Here is a 16,769-nt window from a genome sequence, read left to right on the forward strand (position 1 = left end):
CGAAATCACAACAGCAGCAAGCATATACGCGGATTTGCTCACGCAAAGGCTGAATTCCACCCTTGACAGGGGGATGGTTCACCACCCGTTACCAGCTTGTCGCTTGCCGGCAACGGGCGATGGACTCAGCTCAGGGATATCACTGAGCCAGCAGAATGCGCAGCATCCGACGCAGCGGCTCGGCCGCGCCCCACAGCAGCTGATCGCCAATGGTGAAGGCACCGAGGTATTCCGGGCCCATGGCGAGCTTGCGGATGCGGCCGACCGGGATGGTCATCGTGCCGGTGACCGCCACCGGGGTCAGGTCTTGCACGGTGGCCTCACGGGTGTTGGGCACCACCTTCACCCACTCGTTGTCGGCAGCGATCAGGGCCTCGATATCGGCCAGCGGCACATCCTTCTTCAGCTTGAAGGTCAGCGCCTGGCTGTGGCAGCGCATTGCGCCGACGCGCACGCAGAAACCGTCGACCGGGACGGCGCTCGAGCCAAAGCCCTCGCCCATGCCGAGAATCTTGTTGGTCTCGGCCATGCCCTTCCATTCTTCCTTGGACTGGCCGCTGCCCAAGTCCTTGTCGATCCAGGGAATCAGCGAGCCGCCCAGCGGCACGCCGAAGTTGGCCGTCTCGGCGGCCGACAGCGAACGCTGCTTGGCAATCACCTTGCGGTCAATTTCCAGGATGGCGCTCTTGGGGTCGTCCAGCAGCGCGCGCACCTCGGCATTCAGCGTGCCGTACTGCGTCAGCAGTTCGCGCATATGCTGGGCTCCGCCGCCCGAAGCCGCCTGATAGGTCTGCGTGCTCATCCACTCGACCAGCCCGGCCTTGTACAAGGCACCCACGCCCATCAGCATGCAGGACACGGTGCAATTGCCGCCAATCCAGTTGCGGCCACCCTTGGCCAGCGCGTCCTTGATGACGGGCATATTGACCGGGTCGAGGATGATGACGGCGTCATCGGCCATGCGCAGCGTCGAGGCGGCGTCAATCCAGTGGCCATTCCAGCCGGCAGCGCGCAGCTTGGGGAAGACCTCGGTGGTGTAGTCGCCGCCCTGGGCGGTGATGATGATCTCGCAACGCTTCAGCTGCGCGATGTGATAGGCATCCTGCAGCTGGGTTTCGTTCTTGGCCTGGGCAGGCGCCTTGCCGCCGGCATTCGAGGTGCTGAAGAACAGCGGTTCGATCAGGTCGAAATCGCGCTCGGCTGTCATCCGGTCCATGAGCACCGAGCCCACCATGCCGCGCCAGCCCACCAAACCTACGAGAGTCGTCATCTTGCTTCCTTTGTCATCTCACACCACAAACCCTTTGGTCCTTCTCCGGCTCGTTCGCCGGGTCTGTGGGGGCGAGACGAACCGGAGCTGGATCAGCCCTTAATGGTTTTGGTCATGGTGGTGCCGGCAGCAATCGCTGCGACGACGGCATCACCCATCTCGACCGTGCTCACCTTGCGCGTGCCTTCCGACCAGATGTCGGCCGTGCGCAAGCCCTGCGCCAGCACGGACTGAACCGCCGCCTCGATACGGGCGGCTGCTTCTGGCTGGTTGAGAGAGAACTTGAGCATCATGGCGGCGGAAAGGATGGTGGCCAGAGGATTGGCAATCCCCTTGCCTGCAATATCGGGCGCGCTGCCGTGGCTGGGCTCGTACAAGCCCTGGTTGGCCGCATTCAGCGAGGCCGAAGGCAGCATGCCGATGGAACCCGTCAACATGGCCGCTTCGTCGCTCAGGATATCACCGAACATATTGCCGGTGACCACGACGTCGAATTTCTTCGGCGCTTTCACGAGCTGCATCGCCGCGTTGTCCACGTACATATGCTCCAGCTCCACATCTGGATACTGGGCATGCACCTCGGTCACCACGTCCTTCCAGAACTGGAAGGTCTCCAGCACATTGGCCTTGTCGACGCTGGTGACCTTCTTGTTGCGCTTGCGTGCCGCCTGGAAGGCAACATGGGCAATGCGCTCGATCTCCGGACGCGAATAGCGCATCGTGTCAAAGGCTTCCTCGCTGCCGGGGAAATGGCCATCAACGGCCGTGCGACGACCGCGCGGCTGGCCAAAGTAGATGTCGCCGGTCAGCTCACGGATGATCAGGATGTCCAAACCCGCCACCAACTCGGGCTTGAGGCTGGACGCATGGGTCAGCTGCTCGTAGCAGATGGCCGGGCGGAAATTGGCGAACAGACCCAACTCCTTGCGCAAGCCGAGGATGGCCTGCTCGGGACGCAGACGCCGCTCCAGCTTGTCGTACTTCCAGTCGCCCACGGCCCCAAAAAGCACGGCGTCAGCGGCCTTGGCCAGCGCCAGCGTGCTCTCCGGCAGCGGATGACCAGCCGCCTCGTAGGCAGCGCCACCGACCGGCGCGGTCTCAAGCTCGAAGCTCAGGTCCAACACCCTCAGCACCTTCACCGCCTCGGCGATGATTTCGGTGCCGATGCCATCACCGGGCAAGACTGCAATCTTCATGGTCGTTTCCTTGTTCGCCGGCGCTCAGCCGATGCGTTGGTTCAGCCAGGGCTTGGTGGCGATGCGCTCGGCTTCATAGGCGCGGATCTTGTCGGCATGACGCAGCGTCAGGCCGATGTCGTCAAAGCCGTTGAGCAGGCAGAACTTCCTGAACGGCTGCACCTCGAATGGCAGTCCCGTGCCGTCGGGCTTGAGCACCAGTTGCCGCTCCAGATCCACGGTCAGCGAATACCCCGGAAATGCAGCGACCTCGTCGAACAGCCGGTCAACCTGAGCCGCCGGCAGCACGATGGGCAGCAGGCCGTTCTTGAAGCAGTTGTCGAAAAAGATATCGGCAAAGCTCGGCGCAATCAGCGCGCGAAAACCGTACTGCTCCAGCGCCCACGGTGCATGTTCCCGGCTGGAGCCACAGCCGAAATTGCTGCGCGCAATCAGGATGGATGCGCCGGCAAAGCGAGGCTGGTTGAGCACGAAATCCGGATTGGCCTTGCGCGAAGCCGGGTCCTGCCCGGGCTCGCCCTTGTCCAGATAGCGCCATTCATCGAACAGATTGGGGCCGAAGCCGCTGCGCTTGATCGACTTCAGGAATTGCTTGGGGATGATGGCATCGGTGTCGACATTGTCGCGATCCATCGGTGCCACCAGGCCGGTGTGAATGGTGAACTTTTGCATTTGATGATCCTGTTGCCAAGCCGAAGCGCGGGGGTCATGCCAGCCGACGAACGTCGACGAAATGGCCTTCCATGGCGGCCGCCGCGGCCATCGCCGGGCTGACCAAATGGGTGCGGCCACCGGCGCCCTGGCGCCCTTCGAAATTTCGGTTGCTGGTCGAGGCACAGCGCTCGCCCGGCTCCAGCCGGTCGGCATTCATCGCCAAGCACATCGAGCAACCCGGCTCGCGCCACTCAAAGCCGGCGGCCTTGAAGATCTTGTCCAGCCCTTCGGCCTCGGCCTGCGCCTTGACCAGCCCCGAGCCCGGCACGACCAGTGCCTGCCTGATATTGCTGGCAACACGGCGACCGCTGCCACCGGCGATGCGCTTGACCACGGCGGCGGCCTCACGCATGTCCTCAATACGGCTGTTGGTGCAGGAACCGATGAAGACCTTGTCAACGCGGATGTCGGCAATCGCCTTGTTCGGCTCCAGGGCCATATAGGTCAGGGCGCGCTCAATGGCGCTGCGCTTGACGGCATCGCGCTCCCTGTCCGGGTCGGGCAGGCGGTCCTCGATGGACAGCACCATCTCCGGCGAAGTGCCCCAGGTGACCTGCGGGCGGATCTGCGCGGCATCCAGTTCGACCACAGCATCGAAATGCGCGCCGGCGTCGGAATGCAGCGTGCGCCAGTAGGCCACGGCCAGATCCCACTCCACACCGCTGGGGCTGAAGGGGCGGCCCTTGCAGTAGTTGATCGTCGTGTCGTCGACGGCGATCAGGCCGGCGCGGGCGCCCGCCTCGATGGCCATATTGCAGACCGTCATCCGGCCTTCCATCGTCAACGCACGAATCGCCGAGCCGGCAAACTCAATCGTGTAGCCGGTGCCGCCGGCGGTGCCGATCTTGCCGATGATGGCCAGCACGATGTCCTTGGCGCCGACGCCGGGCAAGACCTGACCCTCGACGCGGATCAGCATGTTCTTGGCCTTCTTGGCCAGCAGCGTCTGCGTGGCCAGCACATGCTCGACCTCGGAGGTGCCGATGCCATGGGCCAGCGCACCAAAGGCGCCATGGGTGGAGGTGTGGCTGTCGCCGCAGACGACGGTCATGCCCGGCAGCGTGGCGCCCTGCTCCGGCCCGATCACATGGACGATGCCCTGGCGGCGGTCGTTCATCTTGAACTGCGTGATGCCATGGCGATCGCAGTTCTTGTCCAGCGTGTCGACCTGCAGGCGCGAGACCGGATCGGCGATGCCAGCGCTGCGGTCGGTGGTCGGCACATTGTGGTCGCTAACCGCCAGATTGGCCGACAGACGCCAGACCTTGCGGCCGGCCAGATCCAGGCCTTCGAAGGCCTGCGGGCTGGTCACCTCATGGACCAGATGGCGATCGATATAGAGCACGGCCGTGCCGTCCTCTTCGGTATGGACGACGTGTTCGTCCCAGAGCTTGTCGTACAGCGTACGTTGCGTCATCGCTATCTCTCCGTCAGGAAGCAGGCTGGGGGCACAGCGCATCAACAAAGCGCTGCACCACGGTCGGCAGGCGCTCCTGGCGCGCCACACCCAAAACATAGTCACGCTGGGCCCAGGGTTCATCCAGGCGCAGATGCTTGACTGCGAAGACCTGGGCAAAACGCCGCGCCGGCGCATCCGGCAGCACCGCCACGCCCATGCCGGCCTCGACCAGCTGAGCGATGGCGTCAAAGCCTCGGACCTGCAGCCGCGCCTTCAGCGTGCGGCCGCGGGCCATGGCCTCGTTCATCATCAATTCCTGGGCCGCCGCACCGCTGTGCAGGCCAACCAGATCATGTTCCAGCAGATCGTCAAAGCTGAGCGATTCGCGCGTGGCCAGCTCATGCTTGGCCGGCACCAGCACGCCCAGCCGGCCGCTGCGGTAAGCCCAGGTTTGCAGCCGGTTGTCCAGCAAGGGGGCGGTGAACACGCCGACATCGGCGCGGCCCTCGGCCACGGCGGCCTGGACCTCGGCGCTGGTCTGGTCTTCCAGGCTGATGCGGATCTGCGGATGGGCCTGCGAGAACGAGGCCAGATCGGGCGGCAGGGCTTCGGCGATCGCGCCGGCATTGGCGGCCAGGCGCAGATGGCCCTTGATGCCGCGGGCGAACTCGACCACCTCGCTCTCCAGCGCATGCAGCGAGGCATGCAGCGAGCGGATGTGGCGGACCAGCGCACGGCAGGCCTCGGTGGGCTCGACGCCGCGGGCACGGCGCTCGAACAGCTGCACGCCCAGCCTTGATTCGAGATCGGAGACCCGCTTGCTGGCGGCGGCCAGCGCGAGATGCTCACGTTCGGCGCCGCGGGTGATCGAGCGCGTTTGCTCGATGGCAAGCACCAGGTTCAGGGTGGTCAGGTCCAGTCGCATCGTCAGCCCTCGCTGCAGGCGCGGAGCTGACGGCCGCTCACGACCGCGGCCATCGCCGTGCGGCGACCAGGCATGCGGGGGGTGAACTTCTCTGGCACGAACAACTCCGGGAAACAACCGTTGAACGCAGCTTAGCGTTCGTTGGAACCCGGCAATTCTGCCATCAAACAATTAAGACTTCGCAATCAGCGAAGCCGAAAGGCGAAAAATCAGGCTTTGCGGCGCTGCAGATAGGCCCACATCGCCTCCAGCGAACCGAGGTTTTCCAGCGTCAGATCTTCGGCCGGAATGCTCAGGTCATAGGCGCCTTCGAACCAGCTCACCAGCTCCAGCAGCGCGGCGGAATCCAGATAGCCGCCCTCGGGAATCGATTCGCCGGGCTGCACGTCACTGGCATCGTTGCCCAGCATCTCAGCCAGTTCGACCAACTTCTTCTTCAAGGCCTGCAGGACCTCGTCGCGATTCAGACTCATTCGTTCTTGCTCCAGACTGGCCCCGCCGCCGACAGCGGTGCTCAGGGCTTGCTCAATAGTTTCAGGACCTTGACCACATCGGCACCGGTCAGCACGCGGTGATCATAGGTGGCGCCCAGCACGCCACGCTCGTCATCGACGGCGGTATGGGCCACCATCAGGCTGGTGTAGGGCGACAGCACCGGGATGTGGCGCCCCACCTTCCAGCGCGCCATGCTCGAAAAGCCCAGGGTGGCACCGGTGCATTGCTGCGGCGAGAGCTTGTGCGCATTGGCCAGGCGCTGCAACTCCACCAGTTCGGTGACGACCTGCGCCGCCTCCTTCTGGGCCGCGTCTTCGACGACGGTCAGGTAAAGCACCTCGCCGACCTGCACGGTGAAGCCCAGATTGACCTGGCCAAACTCATAGCGGCCCTGCTCCACCAGCGTGGCATTGATCTTGGGGTTGTCGCGTGCCAGACGGGCCAACTTGGCCGCCATCAGCGGCAGCAAGGGACTCAAGAGGCCGCCGCGCTCGCTCTGGAACTGCTTGGCCGCCGAAGCCCAAGGCGCCTGGTCGTACTCGATCTCGATATAGCCAGGCACCGCATGATCGCGCTGCCAGCTGACCGTGGCCAGCATGCCGCGCTCATGCGAGGCCAGCGCCTGCACGCTGCCGGCCACCGCCATGCTGCTGGCCGAGGCTTCGGGCGCGCGGCCTCGTCCGCCAGCGGGCGCAGCGCTGCTGCCACGCCGGGCCACGTAAGCCTCAACATCGGCCGCCGTCAAGCGAGCGCCGGCTGTCGGTACCTGATCGGCATGCAGGCCATGGCGGCGCAGCAGCAACAAGGCCTTGGCCGTGGGAGCGGCTTCAGCGCCGGCCGCTGCAGCGTCGCCCGACACGGCAGCCGCGCCCTCGTCGGGCACCGCTTCCTCAGCCGTTTCGCCCAGCCAGATCAGCACCGAACCGACTCGCAGCTGCGTGTCGATCTCGCCACGCAGCGCCAGCACATAGCCCGCGGCCGGCGCCTCGATCTCGACCACCGCCTTGTCCGTTTCGACCTCGGCGACGATCTCGCCCACCTCGACGCGCTGACCCACAGCCACATTCAGCTGGACCAGCTTGACCTCGTCATCGTTGTTGTTGACGCGGGGAACATTGATTGCAACAGCCATGTCCTGGCACTCCGGCACGGGCGCAGTGATGCGCGTTGGGTTCTTTAGAGCAGATCCAGCACCGCATCAACTATGCGGGCCTCGTCAATCATTTGCGCGGTTTCCAGGCTGCGCGCAGCGGCAATGGGCACCGGGTCCAGCCCCAGCCGCGCCACACGGCCGTTAAAGCCCTCCTCCGCCAGCGAGGCCAGCAGCTCGGCGCTGATGCCGTACTGGTGATGCGACTCTTCGACCACCAGGATGCGTTCGCGCTCCAGCAGCAGCGGCAGCAGGCTGTGCCGCGGCCAGGGCGCCAAGAGGCAGGGCGTGATGATCTCGACCTGCAGCTCCTCCTCGGCCTGCAGCCGCGCCGCCGCCTTTTCAACATGGCTGAGCATGCCGCCAAAGGCGATCAGCGTGATGTCGGGCGTGCCGGCAGCCGGGCGTTGCAGCGTCGGGAACAGCGCGGCGCCAGGGTCCAGCTCGCTGGCCGGTACTTCAAGATACTCGCCCGGCGCCTGCGCTTCGGAATAGAGCAGCTTGTGCTCCATGAAGACGGTGGGATTGGGCCAGCGCGTCACCGCATCAACCAGCAACTGCCCCACGTTGTGGCGGTGGCTGCCGAACAGCAGGGTCAGGCCCGGCACCGAGGCCAGCAGGTTCTCAGGACTTTGGCTGTGCGTCGGCCCATAGCCGCGGCGGCCGCCGGCCGGCGCACGCAGCAGCAGCGGCACGTCAAAGTCCTTGAACATGCCGGGGAACTTGACCGCATGGTTGTAGAGCTGATCCAGCGTCAACGTCATGAAGTCGGCGAACATGATCTCGACGATGGGCCGTCGGCCGGCCAGCGCCAGGCCAATGCCACAGCCGGTGATGCCGGCCTCGCTGATCGGTGTGGACAACACCCGACCGGCAAAGGCGTCCGACAAACCCGCCGTCACCTTGAAGGCGCCGCCATAGGGCTCGTGCAGGTCTTCGCCAAGCAGCACCACCCGCTCATCATGGGCCAGCAGATCGCGCAACGCGCGGTTGATGGCGGTGCGTACATTGGCCTGCGCGGCATCCTGCGCTGGCACGGGGCCAGCCGCCTCGACGGGACGCAGGCAGTGCTCGGGCAATGCCTCGAAGCGTGCTTCCGGTGAGGCCAGCGCGGCCTGCTCGGCGGCGCCGATAAAGGCCAGATTGCGCGCCTCCAGCTGCGCAGCCTGCTCCTCGGGCAGTTGCCGGCGCAGCGCCAGCAGCGGGTCGCGGGCGGCGATGGCCGCCTTCACCTCGGCCGCGCGCAGATCGTCGCCCTTGCTGTGCGGGCCCAGCCGGCGGGTGGTGATGGACAGAAAACCCGGGCCCGCACCATCGCGCAGTTCGCGCACCACCGCCTCGGCACGGCCCAGGAAGTCCGGCGCGGCATCGTCCAGTTCCCAGCAGCGCAGGCCAAAGGCGGCACCGCGGGCCATGATGCTGCCGCCGAGCGAATAGGCCGTCTCGGTGGTCTGGGCAATGCCGTTGTTCTCGACGACGAAGAGCACCGGCAGCTTCCAGATCGCCGCCAGGTTCATGCTCTCGTACAGCAGGCCCTCGCCCAGCGTGCCGTCGCCAATCATCACGCTGACCAGACCGCGCGAGCCGCGCTGCTTCAGCGCCAGCGCCAGGCCCACGCCGATGCCGGTCATGCCCGCCTGCACACCATTGCTGTGGAAATGCCGGAAGGCCAGATGCTGGCTGCCGCCGTAGCCGCCGCAAACGCCAGCCTCGCGGCCCATCACCTCGGCCAGCAGACCGGTCACATTGCCGCTGTAAGTCAGGAAATGGCCGTGATTGCGGTGGTTGGACAGCACCACATCATCGGCATCATCCAGCGCCCGCACCACCGCCATCTGGCACAGCTCCTGGCCAATGCAGGTGTGGGTGGTGCCGGACAGCAGGCCACGGCCGAAGAGCTCGAGAATCAGCGTCTCGGTCTGGCGCAGCAGATGGCCAAAGGCGAAGGCCTGCTCGACGCCGCTGCCCACCAGGGGCTTGCCATGGGCATCAAGATCGAAGGGGGGCGCGACGGGCATGGTGCTGTTCATCCCTGGGATTTGACCCGAGTCGCGGCGGATCATAGAGCAGCATCAAAGCCGCTGGCAGGGAGCAATTCCGGGCTTCAGCGCCCCGCGGTTTGTCGGCGCCGCCCCATGAAAAAGCGATCCGGCAAAGAAAAACGCGGCCAGGCAGGCTGCCGGCCGCGTTTCCAGGTGCCTTGCGCGCAGCGTCACTGGGAGACGCCGCCTGCGGCCATCAGCCGCCCTTGTGAGGACGCTTGCCCGGGTTCTTCTTGCTGCGGGTGTGCGAACCGCGCTCGAGGCTGATCTTTTGGCCGCGGCCGGTGGTCAGGGTCACGCCAGCGGTGGCGGTGGGACGGGGGGAAGCACGACGCTGTGCCTCGGTAACGATCTTGTTGCCCATGATGGCTCCGGTACGAGAAATGAACGCGGGATTTTAGAGCAAGTTCGGCATGAGCCCGCCAAGCCTTGCTGCGGCCGCCTTCGCCCACCGTTCTGGCCGTCATGAAAGGCAAGACCTGGCCCTGCCGTGCCGGCGCAACGAAGCAGCACCAAAGCCGGCCAGCCCTGCTAATCTGCTGACCGAGCCGCCCCTGTGCGGCACGGGAGACACCTTGACCGAGGACGCCAGCGCTGCATCAGAGTCCCAGAGCCCGGCAAGCCCGCTACCGGCGGCTGGCGGCGCCGTAGCCAGCGCCCAGTGGCAGAGCGATGCTCAGGGGCCGGTGCTGGTGCTCAGCGGCGATGGTCGGCAGCTCAGCACGCTGCCCTCACCGCCCGACCTGCCACGGCAGCCGGGCCAGACCCTGCGCCTTGATGGGCGCCAGCTCAGCCATTTCGACAGCCGACTGGCCGCCGCGCTCTGGGGCCTGAGCAAACGCAGCGGCCTGCCGCTGGATACCGCCACGCTACCCGCTGGCCTGCGCGGCATCCTGCAACTGGCAGGCCAAACGCCTTCGCTCGCCAACGCGCCCCCGGTACGCAGCCGGCGCTCGCGCTGGCTGGCGCAGATCGGCATCAGCTGGATGATGCGCTATCAGCGCACCCGAACGACGCTGAGCTTTATCGGCGAGGTCTTGCTGGCGCTGATCAAGGCCATGCGCGGCAGCACAGCCATGCGCGCCGAAGACCTGGCCTTTCAGCTGCATGCCACCGGCCCGGCCAGCCTGCCCATCGTCACGCTGGTAAGTTTTCTGGTCGGGCTGATCATTGCGTACATGGGAGCGGCACAGCTGCAACGCTTGGGCGCCCAGTCCTTCATGGCCGATCTGGTCACGGTGGGCGTGGTGCGCGAGATTGCCGCGCTGATGACCGGCATCATCCTGGCCGGCCGGGTCGGCGCTGCTTTTGCGGCCCAGCTCGGCAGCATGCAGGCCAATGAGGAAACGGATGCGCTGCGGGCGATGGGCCTGAACCCGGTCGAGCATCTGGTGCTGCCCCGCGTGCTGGCGATGGCGCTGATGGCCCCGCTGCTGACGACCTTTGCCGCGACCGTGGGCATGGCCGCCGGGGGACTGGTGGCGGTGGGCATCTTTCAGGTCGAGCCGCTGGACTACCTCTACCGCAGCTCGCAGTCGCTGACGCTGACCCATGCGGCCATCGGCCTGCTCAAGGGCACGGTGTACGCGGTGCTGGTGGCCCTGGCCGGCTGCCGGCAGGGGCTCAATGCCGGGCGCAGCGCGCAGGCCGTCGGTGAGGCCACCACCGCGGCAGTGGTGCAGGCCATCGTCTGGATCGTCATTGCGGCCTCGGCGCTGACGATCGCCTTTCAGCGCTTGGGGTGGTAATGGCCGCACATCTTTCACCGCTCATGCGCGCCGAAGGGCTGAGCCTGGCAGCGGGCAGCCGCATCATCCAGCGCGATCTGAGTTTTGAGCTGGCCCGCGGCGAAATCCTGGTGCTGATGGGCGGCAGCGGCTGCGGCAAGAGCACGCTGATGCGCCATCTGATCGGTCTGCAGCCACCGGCCGCCGGCCGCGTGCTTTACGGCGACGTCGACCTGAGCGAGGCCGACGATGCGCAGCTGGCCCAGATCCAGCGCCAATTCGGCGTGATGTTTCAGGCCGGCGCCTTGTGGAGCTCGATGACGGTGGGCGAGAACGTGATGCTGCCGTTACGCGAATTCACCGAGCTCGACGATGCCGAGGCCGAGCAGCTGGCCCGCTTCAAGCTGGCGCTGGTCGGCCTGGACGGTGCCTTCGACGAACTGCCGGCCGCCCTCAGCGGCGGCATGAAGAAGCGCGCGGCCATCGCCCGGGCCATGGCCTTGGATCCGCCGCTGCTCTTTCTCGATGAACCCTCGGCCGGCCTCGACCCGCTGAGCTCGACGCGGCTGGATGAGCTGATCCTCAATCTGCGCGATCATCTCGGTACCTCCATCGTGCTGGTGACCCATGAGCTGGACAGCATCTTTGCCGTTGCCGACCGCGCCCTCTTTCTCGATGCCAAGGAAAAGACGATGACCGCCCTCGATGCGCCGCGCGCGCTCTTGCAGTCCGGCCCCGACACGGTGCGTGCCTTTCTGCGCCGGGAGGCGCGCCCATGAGAAAGCGCCATGGCCACCCGGCCCTGCTGGGCTTGTTTGTCGTCAGCGCGCTGATGGTGTTGTTTGTCGGCGTCTTTGTCACCGCGGGTGGCAAGCTGTTTGGCGGCAAGGAACGGGTGGTGATGTATTTCAATGGCTCGATCTATGGCCTGCAGGTCGGCGCGCCGGTGGTGTTTCGCGGCGTGCGCCTGGGCAGCGTCAGCTCGATCGGCGTGGCCTACGACCGTTCACACAACGAGGTGACGATTCCGGTGCTGGCCGAGCTCGACAGCGACATGCTGGGCAGCCTGAGCGGTGAACAGCGCGCCGGCATGCTAGGCGCTTCCATGAGCGGCCTGGTCGAGCGCGGCCTGCGCGCCCAACTCGCCATGCAAAGCCTGCTGACCGGCCAGCTCTATATCGATCTGGACTTCCGCCCCGGCAAGGCCACGGAAGCCAACAAGCCGCTGCGCGCGGAGATCGAGATCCCGACCGTCAGCACCCCCTTGCAGGATTTGAAGAACCAGGTCGACGGGCTGGACATCAAGCGCCTGGTTGGCGATCTCTCGGCGATTGCCAGCTCGGGCAGGCGCCTGCTCGAAGGGCCGGAGCTGAGCCATGCGGTCAAGGACATCGAGGCGGTGGCGACCAGCCTGCGCCGCCTTACCGAACAGCTCGATCGCCGTGCTGGGCCGCTCGCCGATGCCTCGCTGTCAACCCTGGAAGCCACCCGGCTGGCGATGGAGCGCATGGGCAATACCGCTGTCACCGTCAATGAGTCGGCCCAGCGCGTCGGTCAGACCTTCAATCCCGAGGGGCCGATGGTGCAGGATCTGCGCAAGGCCAGCCAGGAACTCAGCCGCGCCGCCGCCGTGCTCGCCGATGCGGCGAAGGACGAGTCACCGCTGAACCAGAATCTGCAAAAAGCGCTGAAGGATGTGTCGCAAGCCGCGCGCGCCCTGCGCGAGCTGGCCGACACCTTGGATCAGCAACCCGAATCGGTGCTGAAGGGACGACGATGAGCAAACCGTGGAGAGATCTTGGCGTCTTGGTGGCCATCCCAGCCCTGCTGGCGGGATGCAGCAGTTCGCCGCCGGTGCAGCTCTATCAACTCCGGGCCGAGGCGCCCGTGACGACGCCCAGCGTAGCGGCCAGCACCGTGTGGGCCTTGGGCCCGGTGCTCTTGCCCGACTACCTGGACCGCGATGCCATCGTGAGGCCCAGCGGGGCCGCCAGCCTGCAGCACAACCCTTCGCAGCGCTGGGCCGAACCGCTGCGCGAGGCCGTACCGCGCCTGCTGGCGCAAGACCTGGCACAGCTGCGCGGCAGCGCCCAGGTCTGGCGCATGCCGGTGCCCCCTGGTGTGCAGGTCGATCGGCAGCTGCGCGTGGACGTGCAACGCCTGGATGCCAAGGCCGATAGCCGCCAGGTGGTGCTGCAAGCCCGCTGGACCCTGGTCGACCCCAGCGGCAAGACCAAGCCGGTCGTGCTCGAACGCCGGATCGAGCTGGAGGCCAGCGACGCCAGCGTCGATGCGCTGGTCAGCGCCCACCGCAGCGCGCTCTGGCAATTGGCCGAGGCGATTGCAGCCAGCCCCTGAGTCTCAACAGCCCATAGCCGTCAGATAGGCAGTGGGCGGGTTCCTGCCCGGCCTGGCCTGGCTGGAGAGGACCAGGGCGTCGTGGCTGCTATTGCTTCCGCCCACAGCAAAAAGGAAGTCGGGGCGCCCGTCGCCGTCGAAATCACCCAGCGCCTGGATGGACACCTCCCAGCCATAGCCGCCGAGGTCGTATTCGTAGACCTGACCCTCGATCTCCAGCTTGAATTGCGTGCCAGAGCCGTAGGGGCGGCCATCGGCGGTTCGGAAACCGTTCTGAACGGTAAAGGCATAGGGCAAACTGCCCAGCTGCAACTGAATACGATGGCCGAGTTCGGGCACCAAGACAGGGGTGCCGTTGCGAAACCGATGCAGGGCTACTGTGCCAGGCTTCCAGCGCAGCCCGGGGACTCGGACGAACAGATCAGTGCCAGGTTCGATCGGGCTGTAGTTGGCCCAATCGGCATCGGCCGCCTTCTGTGCAATCAGCACCTGCGACAGGACGGGCTTGAGCAGTTGGCGCGCCTCGCCCTCGACGAGGGGCCTGATGCTTAACGTTGCTGCTTGCGTGTCAATCATCAACACGACCCAAGCGTCCATCGGCCAACGTGACGCCGGCACCGTTACCAAGGCCTCCGGAACGCTGAAACTACCGACATCACCGCGCCACTCGCCCTGACGCAGGATCAGGCCAGGCGGCGTTAGTTCGGCGGCGCTGGCGCCGATGCCCACAGCGACCAGAGCGGTCAGCAGCAGCCGGCCAGCAAGCGAGCGACTCAGGAACATGATTCGACGGCACAGCTGCAGGTAGACCGCATCATCTCAGAGTCAGTGCGCGGCCAGCGCCGCCACCACCTCGGCAGGCGCCTGCACCAGCTCGATCAGCACGCCCTCACCGCCGATGGGAAACTCGGCGCTGCTCTTCGGGTGAATGAAGCAGATGTCGTAGCCGGCCGCGCCCTTGCGGATGCCGCCCGGTGCGAAGCGAACGCCATTGGCGGACATCCACTCCACCGCCTTGGGCAGATCGTCCACCCAGAGCCCGACGTGATTCAGCGGTGTGGTGTGCACCGCTGGCTTCTTCTCCGGGTCCAGCGGTTGCATCAGGTCAACCTCGACCTTGTGTGGCCCGCTGCCGATGGCGCAGATGTCTTCATCGACGTTTTCACGCTCGGAGACGAAGTTGCCGGTCACCGTCAGTCCCAGCACATCGACCCAAAGCTTGCGCAGGGCCTGCTTGTCGGGGCCGCCGATGGCGATCTGCTGGATGCCGAGAATCTTGTAGGGCTTGCTCATGTTGCGGTCCTCACTCGAAGCGCAGGATCGGTTGATCGACCGACAGGCTCTCGCCGGTCTTGGCGAGCACCTCGGCGATCTTGACGTCGCGCTCGGCAACGAGGATGTTCTCCATCTTCATCGCCTCGATCACCGCCAGGCGCTCGCCGGCCTGCACCGTCTGGCCGACACTGGCGGCGATATGCACCAGCAGGCCGGGCATCGGCGAGAGCAGGAACTTGCTGGTGTCCGGCGGTGCCTTGTAGGGCATCAGCGCATGCAGCTCGGCCGCGCGCGGCGACAGCATGGTCACTTCGATGGCGGTGCCATTGTTGGCGATGCGATAGGCCAAGGGGTTCTTGCCGGTGCCACGCTCTGCCTGGGCGGTGAAGGGCTGGCCGTTGACGGTGCCGCTTAAGCGGATGTCGTTCAGCCGCGAGCGGCAGACGATTTTGTAGACCCGGCCACCGACGGCCACGGTGGCCTCGCCGCTGTGGCCGACGAATTCGGACACATGCACCGCATGCCGTGCCTGCTTGCCTGCGCCCTCGTTGACGACTGCCACATAGTCGCTGTCGATCTGCATCTCGTGGCCAGCCATCTGGCCGCTGATGCCGGCGGCGCGCTCGCGCGTCTTGCGCCGGATGAAGGCACCCAGTGCCACCAGGAACAGCGGATCGTCGTGCGGCACGTCTTCGGCGCGGAAGCCGTTGGCATAGTGCTGCGCGATAAAGCCGGTGTTGAAGTTGCCGGACACGAAGTCCGGATGCGCCAGCAGCGCCGACTGGAAGGGAATATTGCTGGAGATGCCGCGGATCACAAAGCCGTTGAGCGCCTCACGCATCTTGGCAATGGCTTGCTTGCGGTCGCGGCCGTGCACGATCAGCTTGGCGATCATCGAGTCGTAGAACATCGGGATCTCGCCGCCTTCGTAGACGCCGGTGTCGACCCGAACGCCGCCCCAAGCGGTGTTCGTCGCGTCCTCGCCACCGAAGCTGCCCTCGCCATAGGCCGCCCCCTGCAGTGTTTCGGTGCCCTGCTCCAGATTCGCCGCCGGCGGCTGGTACTTCACCAGGCGGCCGGTCGAGGGCAGGAAGTTGCGGAAGGGATCCTCAGCGTTGATGCGGCACTCGATGGCCCAGCCCTCGCGCCTGATCTCTTCCTGCTTGAAGGGCAGCGGCAGACCGGCCGCCACACGAATCATCTGCTCGACCAGGTCCACGCCGGTGATGCATTCGGTGACCGGGTGCTCGACCTGCAGCCGGGTGTTCATCTCGAGGAAATAGAAGTCCTGGTTCTTGCCGACAACGAATTCGACGGTGCCGGCGCTCTGGTACTTGACCGCCTTGGCCAGCGCCACCGCCTGCTCGCCCATGGCCTTACGGGTGGCCTCGCTGATGAAGGGCGACGGCGCCTCCTCGATCACCTTCTGATGGCGACGCTGGATCGAGCATTCGCGCTCATGCAGATAGACGACGTTGCCCTGCGCGTCGCCGAGGATCTGGATCTCAATATGGCGCGGCTGCTCGACGAACTTCTCCATGAAGACTCGGTCGTCGCCGAAGCTGTTGCGGGCCTCGTTGCGGCAGGATGAAAAGCCGTCGAAGCATTCCTTGTCGTTGAAGGCCACACGCAGGCCCTTGCCACCACCGCCGGCGCTGGCCTTGATCATCACCGGATAGCCGATGCCTTGGGCAATCTTCACCGCCTCCTCGGGCGAAAGGATGGGCTCGTTGTGGCCGGGGATGGTGCTGACCTTGGCCTCGTTGGCCAGCTTCTTGGACGCAATCTTGTCGCCCATGGCCGCAATCGAGTAATGCTTGGGGCCGATGAAGGCGATGCCTTCTTCCTCGACACGGCGCGCGAACTCCTCGTTCTCGCTCAGGAAGCCGTAGCCCGGATGAATGGCCTCGGCGCCGGTCTGCTTGGCCGCGGCAATGATCTTGTCGGCCACCAGGTAGGACTCGCGCGATGGCGCCGGGCCCAAGAGTACGGCCTCGTCAGCGAGTTCCACATGGCGGGCATCCTTGTCAGCCTCGGAATACACGGCCACCGTCTTGATGCCCAGCTTCTGGGCGGTCTTGATGACGCGGCAGGCGATTTCGCCACGATTGGCGATCAGGATCTTCTTGAACATATGAAATCCTTAACCACAGAGACACGGAGACACAGAGCCAAAACGGAGCCCTGAGGATTGCTCTGTGTCTCTGTGACTCTGTGG

Annotated in this window: 16 protein-coding genes; 4 read left to right on the plus strand and 12 right to left on the minus strand. The window is 65.6% G+C overall.

Annotation, left to right across the window (positions count from 1 at the left end; translation table 11 throughout):
* Positions 1 to 139 precede the first annotated feature (139 nt).
* The 9 genes from asd to RQP53_RS05950 form a co-directional block, all read right to left on the minus strand.
* Positions 140 to 1,270, minus strand: coding sequence for an aspartate-semialdehyde dehydrogenase (gene asd / locus RQP53_RS05910; RefSeq protein ID WP_315649304.1), 1,131 nt, complete (start codon positions 1,268 to 1,270; stop codon positions 140 to 142).
* 92 nt (positions 1,271 to 1,362) lie between these two features.
* Positions 1,363 to 2,466 carry a 3-isopropylmalate dehydrogenase gene (gene leuB / locus RQP53_RS05915; RefSeq protein ID WP_315649305.1) on the minus strand — a complete coding sequence of 368 codons (1,104 nt, stop codon included), beginning with the start codon at positions 2,464 to 2,466 and terminating at the stop codon, positions 1,363 to 1,365.
* A gap of 24 nt (positions 2,467 to 2,490) precedes the next feature.
* Complete coding sequence (gene leuD / locus RQP53_RS05920; RefSeq protein ID WP_315649306.1) at positions 2,491 to 3,138, minus strand: 3-isopropylmalate dehydratase small subunit; 648 nt, start codon at positions 3,136 to 3,138, stop codon at positions 2,491 to 2,493.
* Between the two features lie 34 nt (positions 3,139 to 3,172).
* Entirely contained in the window at positions 3,173 to 4,597 is a 1,425-nt protein-coding gene (leuC, locus tag RQP53_RS05925) for a 3-isopropylmalate dehydratase large subunit (protein ID WP_315649307.1), read from the minus strand.
* 13 nt (positions 4,598 to 4,610) lie between these two features.
* Positions 4,611 to 5,504 (minus strand): LysR family transcriptional regulator, encoded by an 894-nt coding sequence (locus tag RQP53_RS05930; RefSeq protein WP_315649308.1) that lies wholly within the window; start codon positions 5,502 to 5,504, stop codon positions 4,611 to 4,613.
* A gap of 209 nt (positions 5,505 to 5,713) precedes the next feature.
* Entirely contained in the window at positions 5,714 to 5,977 is a 264-nt protein-coding gene (locus tag RQP53_RS05935; protein ID WP_315649309.1) for an acyl carrier protein, read from the minus strand.
* Between the two features lie 41 nt (positions 5,978 to 6,018).
* Positions 6,019 to 7,131: a 2-oxo acid dehydrogenase subunit E2 gene (locus tag RQP53_RS05940; RefSeq protein WP_315649310.1), complete on the minus strand. Its 1,113-nt coding sequence runs from the start codon at positions 7,129 to 7,131 to the stop codon at positions 6,019 to 6,021.
* 44 nt (positions 7,132 to 7,175) lie between these two features.
* Positions 7,176 to 9,167: a dehydrogenase E1 component subunit alpha/beta gene (locus RQP53_RS05945; protein WP_315649311.1), complete on the minus strand. Its 1,992-nt coding sequence runs from the start codon at positions 9,165 to 9,167 to the stop codon at positions 7,176 to 7,178.
* A gap of 220 nt (positions 9,168 to 9,387) precedes the next feature.
* Positions 9,388 to 9,555, minus strand: coding sequence for a hypothetical protein (locus RQP53_RS05950; protein ID WP_315649312.1), 168 nt, complete (start codon positions 9,553 to 9,555; stop codon positions 9,388 to 9,390).
* Between the two features lie 211 nt (positions 9,556 to 9,766).
* Between RQP53_RS05950 and RQP53_RS05955 the strand changes: the two genes are divergently transcribed.
* Genes RQP53_RS05955 through RQP53_RS05970 form a run of 4 tightly spaced genes read left to right on the plus strand, consistent with a single transcriptional unit; the run spans position 9,767 to position 13,276 of the window.
* On the plus strand, positions 9,767 to 10,939 hold the full coding sequence (locus RQP53_RS05955) for an MlaE family ABC transporter permease (RefSeq protein WP_315649313.1): 1,173 nt from the start codon (positions 9,767 to 9,769) through the stop codon (positions 10,937 to 10,939).
* Positions 10,940 to 10,962: 23 nt separating this feature from the next.
* On the plus strand, positions 10,963 to 11,697 hold the full coding sequence (locus tag RQP53_RS05960; RefSeq protein ID WP_315649314.1) for an ABC transporter ATP-binding protein: 735 nt from the start codon (positions 10,963 to 10,965) through the stop codon (positions 11,695 to 11,697).
* Positions 11,694 to 12,698, plus strand: a complete 1,005-nt coding sequence (locus RQP53_RS05965; protein WP_315649315.1) for an MlaD family protein — start codon at positions 11,694 to 11,696, stop codon at positions 12,696 to 12,698. The genes RQP53_RS05960 and RQP53_RS05965 overlap by 4 nt, the downstream gene beginning before the upstream one ends.
* Complete coding sequence (locus RQP53_RS05970) at positions 12,695 to 13,276, plus strand: PqiC family protein (protein WP_315649316.1); 582 nt, start codon at positions 12,695 to 12,697, stop codon at positions 13,274 to 13,276. The genes RQP53_RS05965 and RQP53_RS05970 overlap by 4 nt, the downstream gene beginning before the upstream one ends.
* Before the next feature lie 3 nt (positions 13,277 to 13,279).
* Here RQP53_RS05970 and RQP53_RS05975 read toward each other — a convergent pair whose 3' ends face one another.
* The 3 genes from RQP53_RS05975 to RQP53_RS05985 are packed head-to-tail and all read right to left on the minus strand — an operon-like array spanning position 13,280 to position 16,685.
* Positions 13,280 to 14,059: a hypothetical protein gene (locus RQP53_RS05975; RefSeq protein ID WP_315649317.1), complete on the minus strand. Its 780-nt coding sequence runs from the start codon at positions 14,057 to 14,059 to the stop codon at positions 13,280 to 13,282.
* A 42-nt stretch (positions 14,060 to 14,101) separates the two neighbouring features.
* Positions 14,102 to 14,569, minus strand: a complete 468-nt coding sequence (locus RQP53_RS05980; RefSeq protein ID WP_315649318.1) for a VOC family protein — start codon at positions 14,567 to 14,569, stop codon at positions 14,102 to 14,104.
* Between the two features lie 10 nt (positions 14,570 to 14,579).
* The gene (locus RQP53_RS05985; protein WP_315649319.1) at positions 14,580 to 16,685 is read right to left on the minus strand and encodes an acetyl/propionyl/methylcrotonyl-CoA carboxylase subunit alpha; all 2,106 of its coding nucleotides are present in this window, start codon (positions 16,683 to 16,685) and stop codon (positions 14,580 to 14,582) included.
* Positions 16,686 to 16,769: the final 84 nt, after the last annotated feature.

The organism is Roseateles aquae (assembly GCF_032337115.1).
Taxonomy (GTDB): domain Bacteria; phylum Pseudomonadota; class Gammaproteobacteria; order Burkholderiales; family Burkholderiaceae_C; genus Roseateles_C; species Roseateles_C aquae.